The following is a 16,432-nucleotide window of genomic DNA, read 5'->3' as shown; positions in this document are numbered from 1 at the left end:
CTCCGCTCAAGGCAAGGACAGGTGGCCGAGTGGTTTAAGGCAGCGGTCTTGAAAACCGCCGTAGGTGGAAGCCTACCGTGGGTTCGAATCCCACCCTGTCCGCCATCACACACAAAGACCGGCCCCAAAAGGGCCGGTCTTTGTGTGTGATAGACGGGGGTGGGGACTTGAACCCACGGGGAGATGGGGTTCGTAACCGTAGCGAAGCGAAGGTTCGGCGGAGCTTAGCGGAGCCAATCCCACCCTGTCCGCCCGTGCGTCAGGCTCTTGCCCCTTCGCCATATGCGGCATACCCTCCCGCGAATAAAAAGAGGACGCCCCCAATGATCACCACCGTTTTGACCGCGCTGGTTGCGCTGATCCATATCTATATCCTGATCCTTGAAATGTTCCTGTGGCAGAAACCGGTGGGGTTAAAGGCCTTTGGTCTCAGCCGCGAATTTGCGGCGCAGACCAAGACGCTGGCGGCCAATCAGGGGCTTTATAACGGGTTTCTGGCCGCTGGATTGATCTATGGGCTGGTGCCGGGGCCGCACGCGCTGGCCTTCAAAATCTTCTTTCTGGCCTGCGTCATGGTGGCCGGGGTCTATGGCGCGGCGACGGCCAGTCGCAAGATTCTGTTTATTCAGGCGCTTCCGGCGGCGCTGGCCCTGATCGCGCTGGGGCTCAACCTTTAGATCGAAAGTGACGTGAGATTGAAACGTCATTTCGATCTAAATTGTTCTTTTGTCGCGATGTTTTTGCGGAAAACCGTTTACACTTTTCTGCACATCGCTTGGGGCGATTAACCAAGCCTTTTCCATTTCTTTTTACCCTGTTTGGGCACAGAATGTGTTGAGCGGGGCGTCCCATGTCCACCCAATTGAACCTGATTGCGAAGAGATCAGTGCAAATGCTTGTTCTGGCAAGCATCTGGCTTCTGGCCGCCTGTGCGGGCGGACCAAAGCTGAGCACGCGCGATGGGCCGGAGGTGGTGAAGAACGGGCAGTATCGCGCCGCCAATCTGCGACCTTATAAGGTGCGCGGCGACACCTATCGCCCCTATGTGCCCGATATTGGCGACACGCTGACCGGCACGGCGAGCTGGTACGGCCACGAGTCGGGCAGCCTGACGGCGACGGGGGAACGCTTTGATCCCACTGCCCTGTCGGCGGCGCACAAGACCTGGCCGCTGCCGTCGGTAATTGAGGTGACCAATCTGGATAATGGCCGCAGCCTGCGGCTACGGCTCAATGATCGCGGGCCGTTTGTCGATGGGCGCCTGCTCGATCTGTCTAAGGGGGCGGCCAAGGCGTTGGGCGTGCATCAGACCGGAACGGCGCGGGTGCGTATCAAATTTCTGGGCCCGGCGGAACTGGGGGCGCGACCGACCTATGCCGCAGCGACGCCTGAGGCGACAGACGGGGATCGTCAGCGGTATCGTGTGCAGGTCGGGGCCTTTTCCGAGCGCGCCAATGCTGAGCGGGTCAGCGACCAGTTGCGGGCGCGCGTCGATGAGCGGCGCGGTCTCTATATCGTGACGCTGGGGCCGTTCGAGGGGGCGCAAAAGGCCGAACTTTATCGGCAAAAGGTGCTGGCGGCGGGCTATTTTGACGCCATTCTGACGCGCGATGAGTAATTTCGGCGGGTTGCGATTTTAGCCTTGTCTTAGCCGGGCGCTTGGCCGATGTATCGGCTGACATGACCGGTAGATTCATTACATTCGAAGGCGGCGAGGGTGCCGGAAAATCCACTCAGGTGAAGGCCCTGGTGGCGCATCTGCGCGAATTGGGGCTTGAGGTGGTGCAGACGCGCGAACCGGGCGGCTCCAGCGGCGCGGAGGCGTTGCGCGACCTGCTCGTGACGGGTGAGGCCGGGCGCTGGTCGCCGATGTCCGAAACCCTGATGATGTATGCGGCGCGTGCCAACCATCTGGAGCAGGTGATCCGGCCGGCGCTGGAACGCGGGGCGTGGATCGTCTGCGATCGCTTTTCGGATTCCACCCGCGCCTATCAGGGGGCGGGGGGCGGTGTGATGCCGGAGCTGATTGAAAGCATTGACGCCGCCGTGGTAGGGGACACCCAGCCTGATCTGGTCATCGTGATGGATATGCCGCCTGAAGCGGGCTTAAAGCGGGCGCTGGCGCGCGGCGATGCCGAAAACCGCTTTGAGTCCAAGGGACTGGCCTTTCATGAGCGCCTGCGGGAGGGGTTCCGCAAACGCGCCGCCGCGCATCTTGAACGTTATCGCCTGATCGACGCCGATCGTTCGATTGAAGACATCAGGGCCGATGTCTGGCGCGTGGTGTCGGGCCGCTTTGCGGAACTGAAGGGAAGCTGAGATGGCGGTGACCGAAGACGATACCGCTGTCGCCCATCCGCGTCAGGTCTTTGATTTCATTCAAGGCGAAGTGCAGGAAACGGCCTTTGTCGATGCTTTGTCGCGTGGGCGACTGCATCACGCCTGGCTGCTGTGCGGGCCCGAAGGGGTGGGCAAGGCGACCTTTGCCTACCGCGCGGCGCGCTATCTGATGGGGCATCAGCGCGACCGGGGCTTTGGTATCCTCGGCATGTCCGAAGAGGACCCGGATGCACGCCTGATCGTGGCGCAGTCGCACCCGGACCTTCTGGTGCTGGAACGCGAGCAGAAGGACGGCAAGACACGCAGGAACATCACCGTCGATGCGGTGCGCGAGGTGGGCGAGTTCTTTTCCAAGGCCCCGTCGCGTTCGGCTTACCGCGTCTGTATCGTTGATGCCGTCGATGACCTGAATATCAATTCAGCCAATGCCTTGCTGAAAATTCTTGAGGAACCACCTGAACGGGGTTTGCTGTTCCTCATCTCGCATTCTCCGGGCAAGCTTTTGGCGACCATCCGCTCGCGCTGCCGGCGTCTCGGTTTTTCACCATGGGATGACGAGGCGGTGCAGCGGTTTATTTCGGCGCGGGCCGACCTTACCCCTGAACAGCTTGAACGGCTGGTGGTGATGGCCAAGGGCTCACCCGGTAAGGGGTTGCGGCTGTGGGAAGAGGGGGCGCTGGAGATGGATGAGCTGGCGGCGCGACTGTTGTCCGACACGCCGCCCGCGCGTTTTGATCTTCTGCCGCTGATGACGCTGTTCAAGACGAACTCCTCTAAGATCGACGGCCCCAAAAAGTTCGCGCAATTTATCGCCGCGCTGAGTGACCGGGTGCAGGAGCGGGCGCTGAGTGCCGATGCGCCGGCGCGTGGACGGCAATGGTCGGAGCTGTGGGTCAGGCTCAGCACGGTCGTCGCCGAAACCGAGGGCGTCAATCTGGACCGCGGCGAATATTTCTGGTCCATCGTAAATGATATCAAGGCTTTAAGGTAATATGCTTATCGACAGTCACGTCAATCTGCACGCCCCGCAATACGACGAAGACCGTGACGCGGTGATCGACCGGGCGCGTGAGGCCGGGGTGGGCCTGATGGTCAATATCTGCGACCGGGTGTCGAGTTTTGAAACCTGCTATGGTTTGACGACGCATCAGGACATCTGGGCCACGGTGGGCACGCACCCGCATGAGGCCAAGGAAAATCCGGACCTCAACGTAGCCGATCTGCTGAGCCTTGCCGAACGGTCAAAGGTGGTCGGTATCGGCGAATGCGGGCTGGACTTTCACTATGACTACAGCCCGCGCGATATTCAGGCGGCGGTGTTCCGCACCCATGTTCGGGCGGCGCGCGAAAGCGGTCTGCCGCTGGTGGTCCATACGCGGGAGGCCGACGCCGAAATGTGGGAGATCCTTTCCGACGAGCACGCGAAGGGGCCGTTTACCTTCCTGCTACATTGCTACACCTCTGGGGCGGAACTGGCGAAGAAGGCCGCCGGGATCGGGGCCTATTTCTCGGTGTCGGGCATTGCGACCTTTAAGGCGGCGCAGGATGTACGCGACATTATCGCGGACATGCCGGCGGAGCGCATTATTGTTGAAACCGACTGCCCCTATCTGGCGCCCATTCCCATGCGCGGACGGCGCAACGAACCGGCCTATGTAACGCATGTCTATGACAAGCTGGCGGAAATCCGCGGCTGGACGCGCGAAGACACGATTGCGCGGACGACCGACGCTTTCTACGCCCTGTTCAAGCGGATACCGCGCACATGAGACGGCTGAGGACCACCATACTGGGCTGCGGCTGTTCGACCGGCGTGCCGCGTGCCGATGGCTTTTGGGGGCGCTGCGATCCGCACAACCCGAAGAACCGCCGCAGCCGCTGTTCGGCCCTGTTTCAGGCTTTCGATCCGTTGTCTCCGGAACAGACGACCAATGTAGTCGTCGATACGTCCCCGGATTTTCGCACCCAGATCATGCAGACAGGCATAGACCATCTGGATGCCGTGCTGTGGACGCACGATCACGCCGACCAGACGCACGGTATAGACGACATGCGGGCCTTTGCGCTTTTGCGCAAAATGCAGGTGCCGGGCTATATGGATGCAGCGACGCGTCAGACCCTGCTCAGCCGGTTCGACTATATTTTTACCGGTAAGTTCGGCTATCCGCCGATCTGTGCGCCGATGGCCCTGCCGCCTTTTGGAGAGACGTTCCATCTGACGGGTGAGGGCGGCGAAGTCCCGGTCGTCACCTTCGATCAGATCCACGGCCCTATCCGTTCCGTCGGCTATCGTATCGGAGACGTCGCCTATTCCAGCGACATCAGCGACCTGCCGGAAGACAGTTTTGCGCAGCTTTACGGGCTGAAGGTCTGGATTGTGGATGCGTTGCGCTATGCGCCGCACCCGACCCACGCGCATCTCGATCTGGCGCTGGAATGGATCGCACGCGTCAAGCCTGAGCTGGCCGTGCTAACCAACCTGCATCAGGAAATGGATTACGAAGAATTGCGGGCGAAACTACCGGACGGTGTCGTCCCTGCCTTTGATCAGATGGTGATCGATACGGAGTTTTAGAGCCATTCGCCGGCTCAGTTGAGCCGTCGAATGGCTCTAAGTTTTTGTTTGGTCGCGCAATTTTTCCGAAAAGTGGTATCCACTTTATCGGCTTGCGCTCTGGGAAGCCTGTTCGGGGTGGGGAAGGTTGGAACGCAAAAAAGAACAGCTTAAAAAATTGAATAAAATAATGGGTTTTAAAAACAAACCCACCCCGAACGTTCGCAATTCATCATATTTACAGAGCGTTGTCATTTGAAATTTTGCGTAGCAGCATTGGCTACATTTCAGGTGAGTTTTCAGGTAAACAATTGTTAATTATAATAAAAATATAAAACCTGTAACAATAAATAAAAATTCGTGATTGTGCGCTGCATTATAAGGGAAGGGTGATCAGACACACAGCCTGCGCGGCCAGTCCTTCTTCCCGACCAGTGAACCCCATCTTCTCGGTGGTCGTGGCCTTGATGCTGACTCGCGCCAGATCAAGCGTGAGAATGTCGGCCACCCTCTGACGCATGGCCTCACGATGCGGCTTGATCTTGGGGCGCTCGCAAATCAGCGTGACATCGACATTGACGATCTCGCCCCCGCGCTGGCGGATCAGTTCGGCCGCGTGACGCAGAAACAGGTCAGACGGCGCGCCTTTCCATTGCAGGTCGGTCGGCGGGAAGTGATCGCCGATATCCCCCAGTCCCGCTGCCCCCAGCAGGGCATCGGTCAGGGCGTGCAGGCCGGCATCGGCATCCGAATGGCCGATCAGGGTCTGATCGTGGGTAATTTCCACGCCGCACAGCCACACGCTTTCGCCGGGCCCCCAGCGGTGAGCGTCAAAGCCCTGACCGATACGCATCTGTTGAGCGGGCATGAAGGCCTCCAGCACGGCAAAATCTTCGGGATAGGTCAGCTTTTGAAGCCGCTGTGCCCCTTCGACGATCTCGACGGTGATTCCGGCCGCAGCGGCTACCATGGCCTCATCGGTGGCCTCGACCTCACCCGTCCACTGGGCATAGGCGTCGGCGATGTCTTTCAGGCGGAAGGCCTGAGGCGTCTGGGCGCGCCACAGACCATTACGCGAGGGGGCGTCGAGGATGCGGCTGTCTTCGGCACGTTTCAGCGAGTCGGTGACCGGTACGGCCAGAATAGCGGCACGCGCCGTTTGCAGCCGAGTCAGAAGCGCTTCTATCAGATCAACGGTCAGCAGGGGCCGCGCCGCATCGTGGATCAGCACGAGATCATGCGGCGCAGCGGTTTCATGCAGAGCATTGAGGCCGCTTTGGACCGAAAGAGCGCGCGTGGCACCGCCAAGCACGACACGCACCCGCTCCAGCCCCTGAAGTGTCAGGGTGGCGTGATCGAGATCATCGCGCGGCACGACCACTACGATGTCGGCGGCTCCGGCGCTGGCAAAGGCTTCGATCGACCAGTTGAGGACCGGCTTGCCGCGCAACAGCATCCATTGCTTTTTGCCGCCTGATCTCAGACCTGAACCGCCGGCAACGATGATCGCATTGAAACTCATGGCTTCGTCTTAATCGGAGCCCGCCCATTGCGTAAAGAGGGCTTCGCGGTTATTTCGCGCTCATGATGACGCACAGCCTTAGGATCGGAGATGTGGAGATTGCCGGGCGCGCCCTGATCGCGCCGATGACCGGTGTGTCTGATCTGCCCTTCCGTCGCATGGCCTCGAAGCTGGGGGCTGCCTATGCGGCCACCGAGATGGTGGCCTGTGCCGAGCTGGAGCGCGGGCGTCCGGACGTGGTGCGCAAATTCGCGCTGGGGGAACATGCGGGCCTTAAGATCGTGCAACTGATCGGCAAGGATCCGGATTTTATCGCACGCGGCGCGGCTCTGGCCGAAGCGTCGGGCGCGCATATTGTCGATCTCAACTTCGGCTGCCCGGCCAAGGAGGTGACTGGCGTGCTGTGCGGGTCGGCCCTGATGCGCGACCTCGATGCCGCCAGCCGCCTGATGGAGGCGGCCGTCAGCGCGACCTCGCGACCTGTGACGGTTAAAATGCGGATGGGCTGGGACGACCACAGCCGCAATGCGCCGGAACTGGCCCGCCGCGCCGAGGCCATAGGGGTTCAGGCGGTGACGGTGCATGGCCGCACGCGCCAGCAGTTTTACAAGGGCGAGGCCGACTGGGCCTTTGTGCGGCAGGTCAAGGCGGCGGTGTCCATTCCCGTCATCGTCAACGGCGACATTACGGATGGCGAGAGGGCGCGTGAGGCCCTTGCGCAATCTGGGGCCGACGGCCTGATGATCGGGCGCGGCGTCTATGGCCGCCCGTGGCTGGCCGCGCAACTCGATGCGGCGCTGGGCGGTGAAAATCAGCCTGAGCCAACCGGATCGGCGCGTCTGGAGCTGATCCTCGAGCATATGCACGACAGTCTCAGCTTCTATGGCAACGGTCTGGGCCTCAAAATGTTCAAGAAGCACCTGGGCTGGTATATTGAAGCTGGCGATTACAACGCTGAACCCGCCGTTCGCCGTCAGGACAAAGCGCGGCTATGCCGTATGGATGATCCCGCCCTTATCGAGCGTGAGTTGAGGGTTGTGTTCACCGGATAGCCTCTCAGGCGAATCCGAAAACATTTCGTGATCGCGTGTCGGCAAATTCGGCGCATTCTTGCAACATAGATGTTGATATTCAGACACAGTAGTGCACAAATGCCACCCTCGGAGCGTACTGCGTTAGCGCACAAACTCAGCACGCTCTGAGGTTTGTTTGAACGCGCAATTTATTCATAAAGTGGTGCCCACTTTATCGGATTGCGTTCCATTGTGGCATCTGGAAAGCTGGGTTTTGAAAGACACAGGTATCAGGCGGCGCTTCGGCCTATCATGGGCCCGAATGACGCGGGGGCTGAAAAATGCCGGTCGTGGCCGTTTGGCCATGGTGAGTGCCTATGCCCTGTCGGCCCTGATGACCGCTTTTATTATCTGGATCATCATTGCGGCACCGGGTGCCGGGCCGCTGGGGCCGTCGAGCGTCTTTCTCTTCAGCCTTGTCTGTCTGAACCTGGCGCTGCTTCTGGGCCTGAGCTTCTTCGTCTTGCGGCGGGTGCTGCAACTGGCGCGGTCACGGGCCAAGGATGCGGGGACGCGCCTGCATGTGCGCTTTGTGACCCTGTTTGCTCTGGCGGCCGTGACGCCGGCCTTTGTCGTGGCCCTGTTTTTTGGTGTGCTGGTCAATCGCGGTGTGGAAACCTGGTTTTCGGCGCGTGTGCAGTCTTCCGTCGAAAACAGCGCCGACATCGGGGCCGCTTTTATCGAAACCCAGACCAATACGGCGCGCGACACACTGACCGACATTGCCCGTGATCTGCAACGGCCTGAATTGATCCGCATGTTTTCAGAGCGCCTCAGCTTTTCGCAGGCCCTGCGTGAACTGATTTCGATCCGCGGGGAACTGGCGGCGGTCTATATTATCGACGACAGCGGGCAGGTGCTGGCGCGGGCGGAAAACCCCGGTGCGCCGCCCTATCTGGCCCCCAATCAGGTGGCGATAGACACAGCCAATGAAGGCGATATCGGAGGTGGTCTGTTTGCGGCACCGGATACGATCCGCATGATCTATCCGCTTCAGGGCTATAACGGAGCCAAGTTGTATGCGGTCAAAACCCTGACGCCCGGCATCGTGCCCAAGGTGCAAAGCGCCAAGGAAGCCATTGATGCGCTTCGGGAATCTGCCCGCAATTCGGTCCGCGTGCAGGGGGTATTTGCGCTGGCCTATATGGAGACCGTGCTGCTGGTGCTGATCGGGGCCATCTGGGTCGGCACCTCGGCGGCGGACTCCATCGCCGTGCCCGTCGCCCGGCTGGTGCAGGCGGCGGACAAGGTCGCGTCGGGCGATCTGAATGCACGTGTTATGACCGACAAGCAGTCCGAAGATATCGCTGTGCTCTCGCGCGCCTTCAACCGCATGACCAGCGACCTGCAAAGCCAGCAGGCAGCGCTGAAATCGGCGAATGAAGAGGCCGAGGAACGCCGTCGCTTTATCGAAACCGTGCTGTCGGAAATTTCGGCAGGCATTATCGGCATTGACGAAAACGAGCAGATTTCGGCTATCAACCGGCACGCAGCCCACTTCCTGTCGATCCCTACCGAAGAGTCCTTCGGACAGCATATCCGTGAACTGGCCCCCGAAATCTGCGAGCTTTTGGATAAGGTGACGCCGCACAAGGTCGAGGAGGCCGAGGTCGATCTGGTGCGCAAGGGCGATACGCGTCGCGTGCGCGTGCGGGCCTCATCGCTGGATACGGGCGGTGCGGTTCTGACCTTTGACGATATTACGCGCCTTGTGGCCGCTCAGCGTAACGCCGCCTGGAAGGATGTGGCACGCCGCATCGCGCATGAGATCAAGAATCCCCTGACGCCGATCCAGTTGTCGGCGGAACGCCTGAAACGCAAATACCGTTCGCAGATCGAAACCGATGGCGAAACCTTTGACCGCCTGACCGACACGATTGTGCGTCAGGTCGGTGATATAGGGCGCATGGTCGATGAGTTTTCGGCCTTTGCGCGGATGCCGGTGCCGAACTTTGCCGAAGAAGACGCGGCGGAGCTTGTGCGCCAGATGGTCTTCTCACAGCGCGTGGCCAAGCCGGATGTGCAGATCGACATTGTCGAGCCCCTGCCGGAGGTGACGGTCGTCTGCGACGGCCGCCTTCTGTCGCAGGCGCTGGGCAATGTGCTCAAAAACGGCGGGGAAGCCATTGTCTCGCGCCATATGGCCAATGGTGACGGCGAGGGCGGTCAGATGCGGGTCGAGATGCACCTGAGCGATGGGTTCCTGACTATCGAAATCGAAGATGACGGTATCGGTCTGCCGGACAAGGACCGCGACCGCCTGACCGAACCCTATGTAACCACGCGCGAGAAAGGGACGGGGCTCGGCCTCGCCATCGTCAAGCGCATTCTCGAAGATCATGGCGGCGAATTCTATCTGGCGGACGCCGTCCATCTGAGCGGGGCGCGGGCCATATTGCGGTTACCCAAGACCCAGGCTCCGGCTCAAACCAATGAAGCTCCCGATAGCGGGGCAAGACTGATGAGGGTGTGATGAAGGTATCATCTGGCGTAGATATTCTGGTGGTCGATGACGAGGCCGATATCCGCGAACTGATCGCGGGCATTCTCGAAGACGAAGGCTATTCGGTCAGAACGGCCGCAGATTCCGGTGCGGCGTTGCGGGCGATCAAGGCCCGCAAGCCGTCTTTATGCGTGCTCGACATCTGGATGCAGGGCGGTGGGCTGGACGGGCTGGAACTGCTCGACGTCATCCGCGAACTGGACCCGGATATTCCGGCGATCATGATTTCGGGTCACGGCACCATCGAAACCGCTGTCTCGGCCATTAAGCGCGGCGCTTACGACTTTATCGAAAAGCCGTTTAAAACCGAACGCTTGATCATGGTGGTTCAGAGAGCACTTGAACTGGCGTCCCTGCGCCGTGAAAACCGCCGCCTGCGCGGGCAGGCCGTGGTTCCGGACGGCTTAATCGGCAATTCGGCGGCGGCGCAACTTCTGCGCACCACGATCGCCAAGGTCGCCCCCGCCAATTCGCGCATCATGATCTCCGGCCCCGCCGGGTCGGGCAAGGAACTGGTAGCGCGCATGATCCACGAAGCCAGCCCCCGTGCGCGCTGCGAATTCGTGCCGATCTCGTCCGCCGGGGTGACACCTGAGCGTCTCGACGTCGAACTGTTCGGTGAAGAGGGCGAAGAGGGCCGCCCGCGCAAGATCGGCGTGTTCGAACGCGCCCACGGCGGCACCCTGTTCCTCGACGAAGTGGCCGACATGCCCATGGAGTCACAAAGCCGCATCCTGCGGGTGCTGGTCGAACAGCGCTTCGTACGCGTTGGAGGCGTCAATGACGTGCAGGTCGATGTGCGCGTCATTTCCTCGACCTCCAAGGATCTGACGCAGGAAATCGCCGCCGGGCGTTTCCGCGAAGACCTGTTCCATCGCCTCAATGTGGTGCCGGTGCGTGTTCCCGGCCTGTCTGAACGCCGCAGTGATATTGCCGAACTGGTCAACTACTTCATTGAACGCATTTCGCGTGCTCAGGGCCTGCCCAAACGCACCCTGTCCGAAGATGCGATGGCGACTCTTCAGGTGCACGAATGGCCGGGCAATGTCCGGCAATTGCGCAACAATATAGAGCGCTTGTTGATCCTGGCCTCTGGCGATCCGTCCGAGCCGATCACGGCGCAGATGCTGCCGGCCGAGGTCGTGGAATCGGCCGTTGCCGGGGCCATCCGCCCGGAGCGCATTATCGCCCTGCCGCTGCGCGACGCCCGTGAAGTGTTTGAACGCGAATATCTGTCGTCGCAGATCGTGCGCTTCGGCGGCAATATTTCGCGTACAGCCAACTTTATCGGCATGGAGCGTTCAGCCCTGCACCGCAAGCTGAAGTCTCTGGGTCTGGCCCATATTCGTGGCGTTGAAGACGAAGAGGTTTAAGGCGAGAGGCCTGAGGAAACGCCTCGTAACCTGTCTCTTGCATTGCCGATTGGGCGCGAATAGTTAAGGGGGTCAAGGGGCCTGCGGCCCCTTGAGTCTTTTCGTCTTTTGGGGGCCTGCGCCCCTTGGAGTCTTTCCGGATTATTGAGATTACCATGTCCCGTATTGCCTATGTGAACGGTGCCTATGTGCGCCATGCCGATGCTGCCGTGCACATTGAGGATCGCGGCTATCAGTTTGCCGACGCCGTCTATGAGGTGTGGTCGGTATTTGGCGGGCAACTGGCTGATCTGGCCGGGCACCTGAACCGGCTGGAGCGTTCCTTACGTGAGTTGCATATCGCTATGCCGATGCCGCGCGCGTCTCTGGTGGTGGTGCTGAACGAGGTCATCCGTCGCAACCGCATTGGTGAGGGGCTGGTTTATCTTCAGGTGAGCCGCGGTGTGGCCCCGCGTGACCACTTCTTCCCGAAGGCGCCGGTTAAACCGGCTCTGGTCATCACCGCCAAGCCGGTGGATCGTCAGGCGGCAGAGAGCAAGGCGCGCAAGGGCATCCGCGTGGTGTCGGCTCCCGATAACCGTTGGGGCCGCTGTGATATCAAGACGGTCGGGCTGCTGCCCAATGTGCTGGCCAAACAGGTCGCACGTGAGGCGGGGGCCTCCGATGTGATCTTTGTTGATGCCGAAGGTTTCGTCACTGAAGGCGGGTCGGCCAACGTCTATATTGTCACAACGGAGGGCGAGGTAAAGACGCGCAGCCTGCGGGCTAATATCCTGCCGGGCGTGACGCGCATCAGCCTGCTCGACATCCTGCGGGCAGAGGGTGTGGATGTCTCCGAAGGCGCTTTCACGCTGGAAGAAGCCAAACGCGCCAGGGAGGCCTTCCTGTCGGCGGCCTCGACCTTCGTTATGCCCATTGTGCAGATCGACGATTCGCTGATCGGTGAGGGTGTGCCGGGCGAATTGTCGCTGCGGCTGCGTGAGGCCTATATACAGCGGGCTCAGCGTTCCGCCGGCATTGATCTGTAAAGGTTTGGAATTCCACCGAAATATTATGTTATGTAGTGTTCGGTTGAATTGTTCACCGATTGTCGCCTATGATACTTCACGAAATTATGTACGCCAGTGCGTTGTGATTTCGTGACTTTTGCTTATGTCTGTGTGTGAAGCCCGTTTTGGGCTCGCAATGTCTAACAAGAAGGGCGACTAAATGTCCCACGAAAAGAAACAAAACCTGCAGGACACGTTCCTCAACAGCGTTCGTAAATCCAAAACGCCTCTCACCATCTTCCTGATCAACGGCGTCAAACTTCAGGGCATCGTTAGCTGGTTCGATAATTTCTGCGTGCTGCTGCGCCGCGACGGTCAGTCGCAACTGGTCTATAAGCACGCGATCTCGACCATCATGCCCGCTGCGCCGGTGCAGTTGTATGAGCAGGAAGAAGACTCGGACGATTAAGTCGTCCAAAGGACTCTTTTGACCACCAAATTTGTAAACCGCACGCCGGAAACCCAGCGTGCGGTCATTATCGACCCCGACATGGCCGCACCGCACGCGCCGTCTTCGCCGCGTCAGCCGCAAGGCGTACCTGCGGCGCGGCGCTATGATGAGTCACGTCTGGACGAAGCGGCCGGTCTGGCCATCGCGCTCGACCTTGACATTGTTGCCGCCGACACGGCGCGGGTGCGTAAGCCCAACCCTGCCACCCTGTTCGGCTCCGGGAAGGTCGAGGAGATCGTCACTCTGTGCGAAGAGGTCGAAGCCGATCTCGTCATCGTCAACACCACCCTGACGCCAATCCAGCAGCGCAATCTCGAAAAGGCCTGGGAACGCAAGGTCATCGACCGCACCGGCCTTATTCTCGAAATCTTTGGTCGTCGCGCCCGCACACGCGAAGGCAAGCTTCAGGTCGAGCTGGCGCGACTGGAATACGAGCGTTCGCGGCTGGTGCGCACCTGGACCCACCTTGAGCGACAGCGCGCCACAGGCACGACCGGCGGCCCCGGCGAAACCCAGATCGAACTCGACCGTCGTATGATTGCCGACAAGATCAAGCTGCTCAAGGGCGAACTGGACGAGGTGCGCCGCACCCGCAGCCTGCACCGCAGCGCGCGCAAAAAGGTGCCGTACCCGATTGTGGCGCTCGTCGGCTATACCAATGCCGGCAAATCGACCCTGTTCAATCACCTGACGCGCGCCGAAGTGCTGGCCAAGGACATGCTGTTCGCCACGCTCGACACGACATTGCGCACGCTGAAACTGCCGGGCGGACGGGCCGCTATTATTTCCGATACGGTGGGCTTTATCTCCGACCTGCCGCACGAACTGGTTGCCGCCTTCCGCGCTACGCTGGAAGAGGTGCTGGAGGCCGATCTGATCCTGCACGTGCGCGACATGTCGAACCCCGAAAGCGACGCGCAGGCGCAGGACGTGATGCAGGTGCTCACCCATATCCATCCTGACCTCGACAAATCGCGCCTGATCGAGGTGTGGAACAAGATCGACCTGCTGGACGAGGAGGCCCGCGACATCCTCTACAGCCGCGCCGTACTTGATCGCGCCATGAACAAGCCGATCATGGTGTCGGCCATCACGGGCGAGGGGATCGAAAAGCTCCTCAGCGATATAGCGCTCAAGGTGGACGAAGCCGGTACCGAAATCGACGTCGAACTGGCGCCACAGGACGGTCAGCTTCTGGCCTTTCTGTACACTCAGGGCCGCGTGCTGGATCGGTTTGATGACGAAACCGGTCATATCCATCTGAAGGTCAAGCTGAGCGATCAGGCTCTGGGCCGCTACGAACAGATGACAGGTCGGACATAGATTTTTCGATACAGCGCTTGGCGGGCACGGCTTATTGTCGTACAAATTTCCCAATCAAAAAAAGAGGGAAATGCCAATGAACGGAAATCTTCTGGCCGCTTCGACCGCGGTGCTGGCCCTGCTGTGCGGATGGGCTTCGGCGGAAACCATGCGGGTCGATGCGCAGATTGCGCCCCCGGCACCGCGTGAAGGTCTGTTGAAGATGGGAACAGGCCTGTCGCCTTCGGGGCAGGTCATTAGCGTCAATGACCGCTATCTGACGCTTGATGGTAAACCCGTTTTACCGGTCATGGGCGAGTTTCATTATACCCGTTTTCCGGAACAATATTGGGAAGAACAGCTCCTCAAGATGAAGGCGGCGGGCGTCACGGTCGTTGCCACCTACGTTATCTGGCAGCACCATGAGGAACGCCACGGTGACTTCGACTGGAGCGGCAATCGAAACCTGCGCAAATTCATACAGCTGGCGCAGAAACACGGCCTCTATGTCTATTTGCGGCCTGGCCCCTGGGCCCATGCGGAGGTACGGTTTGGCGGCATCCCGGACTGGGTGGTGGATTCCGTCCCGACCCGCAGCAATGACCCGACCTATCTCGGCTATGTGGATGCCTTTTTCGCGCAGGTGGGCGAACAGGCAATGGGGCTTCTGTGGAAAGACGGCGGTCCGGTGATCGGCATTCAGATCGAGAACGAATATAACCGCACCGGGCCGCTCCAGGGGCGCGAGCATATTGCCCGTCTGAAGGAGATGTTGCGCGCGCACGGTTTTGATGTACCGCTATATACTGTAACTGGCTGGGACAATGCCGTCTTTCCGCGTGGCGAGGTGATCCCGGTGTTCGGCACCTATGTCGATGAGCCGTGGTCGGCCTCATCTGGCATCTTACCGCCCAAGTCGAGCTATCTGTTTCAGTTTGGCGTGCGCAATGAAAAGGGTCTGGGGGCTCAGGGGCGCACTTCGACGCAGGATGACGGTGCGCGTGACAGCGACATCACGCCCTTTTTCGGCGCAGAGTATGGTGGCGGTGTGCCGCAGATGTATCGTCGCCGTCCTTTGATCAGCCCCGACGATATTGCCGATATGGTGGTCACCAAGGTCGGCTCAGGTGTCAATCTTCTGGGCTATTATATGTTTCAGGGCGGGCAGAATCCGCCGGGTTCGCCGTCACGCGACGAAAGCATGGCCAGCGGTGGCTATAATGACGTGCCTAGGCTGGGATATGATTTTCAGGCCCCTCTGGGTCAGTATGGTCAGGCGCACCCGGTCCTGAATAAACTCAAACCCATCCACGCCTTCCTTCAGGCTTTCGGAAATCGTCTGGCCCCAATGAGCGTTTACGCGCCGGAGGTAAAGCCCGCGGCCGCCGATGATCTGAAAACCCTGCGCTGGGCGTTCCGGGGAGACGGCCAATCGGGCTTCGTTTTCGTCAACAACCATGTGCGCCAGTACGCCACGCCCGCGCATCCGGATACGCGCTTTGAGATTAAACTCAGCGATAAAAGCGTTACCCTGCCGTCGAAAGGCGTGACCGTAGAGGAGGGGGCCGCCTTCATCTGGCCCGTGCATTTCGACCTCTCGGGCGTTGATCTCCTGTGGGCAACCGCGCAGCCGGTGACGAAGTTCGACGACGGGAAGGGCGATCTTTATGTGTTTGCCACAACGGGCCAGATCGAGCCGGAATTTGTCTTTGACGCACAGGCGGTACGCACGATTACGGGGACCCAAAAGACCCGACAGGGGACTCAGATACGGGTAACACCCGATACGGGGCGTATCGTTTCCGTCGTAGGTGCTAACGGCAAGAGCGCACGCTTTCTGCTTCTCACCGAAGCGCAGGCACAAAGCCTGACCACTGTGACGGTGCAGGGTCGTCCGCACCTGATCCTGAGTGCGGCACACGTCTTTGGAAACGCGGAGGGTGGCGCGACGTTCCGGCAAACCGACCCGCAATTCAAATTTGCGATTTATCCATATTTATCAGATAATTTATCCCCAAATCTGAAACTAAAACCTGAACCTTCAAAAGGGCTGTTTCAGAACTGGTCGGCCTTGGCACCAACGGTAAAATTGTCCGCCGAATGGCAGCTTTTGCGCCCGGCAGGCAAGGCGCCGCCGCTCAAGACCTGGGGGCCGCGAAATACACCCATCGTGCCTGAACCGGAGAGCTTCGGGGCTTCGGCCGCATGGACCATCAAGGTGCCGCAAGAGGCCCTGAAAGGGGTAGCCGACGTCTATCTGGATGT

At 60.0% G+C, this 16,432-nt stretch carries 14 protein-coding genes and 1 tRNA gene; 14 read left to right on the top strand and 1 reads right to left on the bottom strand.

All coding sequences use genetic code 11. From position 1 onward, the window contains the following. Positions 1-15 precede the first annotated feature (15 nt). The 7 genes from Q0072_RS19560 (at position 16) to Q0072_RS19530 (ending at position 4,915) form a co-directional block, all read left to right on the top strand. Positions 16-105 (top strand) — tRNA-Ser (locus Q0072_RS19560). A gap of 218 nt (positions 106-323) precedes the next feature. Beyond that, positions 324-677 (top strand): DUF1304 domain-containing protein, encoded by a 354-nt coding sequence (locus Q0072_RS19555; RefSeq protein WP_298333305.1) that lies wholly within the window; start codon positions 324-326, stop codon positions 675-677. A gap of 215 nt (positions 678-892) precedes the next feature. Next, on the top strand, positions 893-1,618 hold the full coding sequence (locus tag Q0072_RS19550) for an SPOR domain-containing protein (protein WP_298333302.1): 726 nt from the start codon (positions 893-895) through the stop codon (positions 1,616-1,618). A 62-nt stretch (positions 1,619-1,680) separates the two neighbouring features. Then, positions 1,681-2,319, top strand: coding sequence for a dTMP kinase (tmk, locus tag Q0072_RS19545; RefSeq protein WP_298333300.1), 639 nt, complete (start codon positions 1,681-1,683; stop codon positions 2,317-2,319). Between the two features lies 1 nt (position 2,320). After that, entirely contained in the window at positions 2,321-3,331 is a 1,011-nt protein-coding gene (locus Q0072_RS19540) for a DNA polymerase III subunit delta' (protein ID WP_298333298.1), read from the top strand. 1 nt (position 3,332) lies between these two features. After that, positions 3,333-4,109, top strand: a complete 777-nt coding sequence (locus tag Q0072_RS19535; RefSeq protein WP_298333296.1) for a TatD family hydrolase — start codon at positions 3,333-3,335, stop codon at positions 4,107-4,109. After that, positions 4,106-4,915 carry an MBL fold metallo-hydrolase gene (locus tag Q0072_RS19530; protein WP_298333294.1) on the top strand — a complete coding sequence of 270 codons (810 nt, stop codon included), beginning with the start codon at positions 4,106-4,108 and terminating at the stop codon, positions 4,913-4,915. The genes Q0072_RS19535 and Q0072_RS19530 overlap by 4 nt, the downstream gene beginning before the upstream one ends. Before the next feature lie 355 nt (positions 4,916-5,270). Here Q0072_RS19530 and Q0072_RS19525 read toward each other — a convergent pair whose 3' ends face one another. Then, positions 5,271-6,416 (bottom strand): bifunctional 2-C-methyl-D-erythritol 4-phosphate cytidylyltransferase/2-C-methyl-D-erythritol 2,4-cyclodiphosphate synthase, encoded by a 1,146-nt coding sequence (locus Q0072_RS19525; protein WP_298333292.1) that lies wholly within the window; start codon positions 6,414-6,416, stop codon positions 5,271-5,273. 65 nt (positions 6,417-6,481) lie between these two features. Between Q0072_RS19525 and dusB the strand changes: the two genes are divergently transcribed. From dusB to Q0072_RS19490, 7 genes are all read left to right on the top strand, one after another. Next, positions 6,482-7,468: a tRNA dihydrouridine synthase DusB gene (gene dusB, locus Q0072_RS19520; protein ID WP_298333329.1), complete on the top strand. Its 987-nt coding sequence runs from the start codon at positions 6,482-6,484 to the stop codon at positions 7,466-7,468. A 283-nt stretch (positions 7,469-7,751) separates the two neighbouring features. Further along, positions 7,752-9,962 carry a PAS domain-containing sensor histidine kinase gene (locus Q0072_RS19515; protein ID WP_298333290.1) on the top strand — a complete coding sequence of 737 codons (2,211 nt, stop codon included), beginning with the start codon at positions 7,752-7,754 and terminating at the stop codon, positions 9,960-9,962. Beyond that, positions 9,962-11,365: a sigma-54 dependent transcriptional regulator gene (locus Q0072_RS19510; RefSeq protein WP_013480331.1), complete on the top strand. Its 1,404-nt coding sequence runs from the start codon at positions 9,962-9,964 to the stop codon at positions 11,363-11,365. The genes Q0072_RS19515 and Q0072_RS19510 overlap by 1 nt, the downstream gene beginning before the upstream one ends. Before the next feature lie 155 nt (positions 11,366-11,520). Beyond that, positions 11,521-12,393, top strand: a complete 873-nt coding sequence (locus tag Q0072_RS19505) for a D-amino-acid transaminase (RefSeq protein WP_298333288.1) — start codon at positions 11,521-11,523, stop codon at positions 12,391-12,393. Positions 12,394-12,574: 181 nt separating this feature from the next. After that, positions 12,575-12,823, top strand: coding sequence for an RNA chaperone Hfq (gene hfq, locus Q0072_RS19500; RefSeq protein ID WP_013480329.1), 249 nt, complete (start codon positions 12,575-12,577; stop codon positions 12,821-12,823). 18 nt (positions 12,824-12,841) lie between these two features. Continuing rightward, positions 12,842-14,188: a GTPase HflX gene (hflX, locus tag Q0072_RS19495; protein WP_298333285.1), complete on the top strand. Its 1,347-nt coding sequence runs from the start codon at positions 12,842-12,844 to the stop codon at positions 14,186-14,188. Between the two features lie 76 nt (positions 14,189-14,264). Then, positions 14,265-16,432: beta-galactosidase (locus Q0072_RS19490; protein WP_298333283.1), on the top strand; the 2,168-nt coding region annotated here is incomplete at its 3' end.

The organism is Asticcacaulis sp., assembly GCF_027484505.1.
Classification (GTDB): domain Bacteria; phylum Pseudomonadota; class Alphaproteobacteria; order Caulobacterales; family Caulobacteraceae; genus Asticcacaulis.
Note: the sequence above shows the minus strand (reverse complement) of the source record. Positions and strands in the feature narration are given on the sequence as shown.

What these genes read in the sequence shown, in the direction of transcription:
- Q0072_RS19555 (WP_298333305.1), top strand. Translation starts at nt 324, where the DNA reads ATGATCACCACCGTTTTGACCGCGCTGGTTGCGCTGATCCATATCTAT.
- Q0072_RS19550 (WP_298333302.1), top strand. Translation starts at nt 893, where the DNA reads ATGCTTGTTCTGGCAAGCATCTGGCTTCTGGCCGCCTGTGCGGGCGGA.
- tmk (WP_298333300.1), top strand. Translation starts at nt 1,681, where the DNA reads ATGACCGGTAGATTCATTACATTCGAAGGCGGCGAGGGTGCCGGAAAA.
- Q0072_RS19540 (WP_298333298.1), top strand. Translation starts at nt 2,321, where the DNA reads ATGGCGGTGACCGAAGACGATACCGCTGTCGCCCATCCGCGTCAGGTC.
- Q0072_RS19535 (WP_298333296.1), top strand. Translation starts at nt 3,333, where the DNA reads ATGCTTATCGACAGTCACGTCAATCTGCACGCCCCGCAATACGACGAA.
- Q0072_RS19530 (WP_298333294.1), top strand. Translation starts at nt 4,106, where the DNA reads ATGAGACGGCTGAGGACCACCATACTGGGCTGCGGCTGTTCGACCGGC.
- Q0072_RS19525 (WP_298333292.1), bottom strand. Translation starts at nt 6,416, where the DNA reads ATGAGTTTCAATGCGATCATCGTTGCCGGCGGTTCAGGTCTGAGATCA.
- dusB (WP_298333329.1), top strand. Translation starts at nt 6,482, where the DNA reads ATGACGCACAGCCTTAGGATCGGAGATGTGGAGATTGCCGGGCGCGCC.
- Q0072_RS19515 (WP_298333290.1), top strand. Translation starts at nt 7,752, where the DNA reads ATGACGCGGGGGCTGAAAAATGCCGGTCGTGGCCGTTTGGCCATGGTG.
- Q0072_RS19510 (WP_013480331.1), top strand. Translation starts at nt 9,962, where the DNA reads ATGAAGGTATCATCTGGCGTAGATATTCTGGTGGTCGATGACGAGGCC.
- Q0072_RS19505 (WP_298333288.1), top strand. Translation starts at nt 11,521, where the DNA reads ATGTCCCGTATTGCCTATGTGAACGGTGCCTATGTGCGCCATGCCGAT.
- hfq (WP_013480329.1), top strand. Translation starts at nt 12,575, where the DNA reads ATGTCCCACGAAAAGAAACAAAACCTGCAGGACACGTTCCTCAACAGC.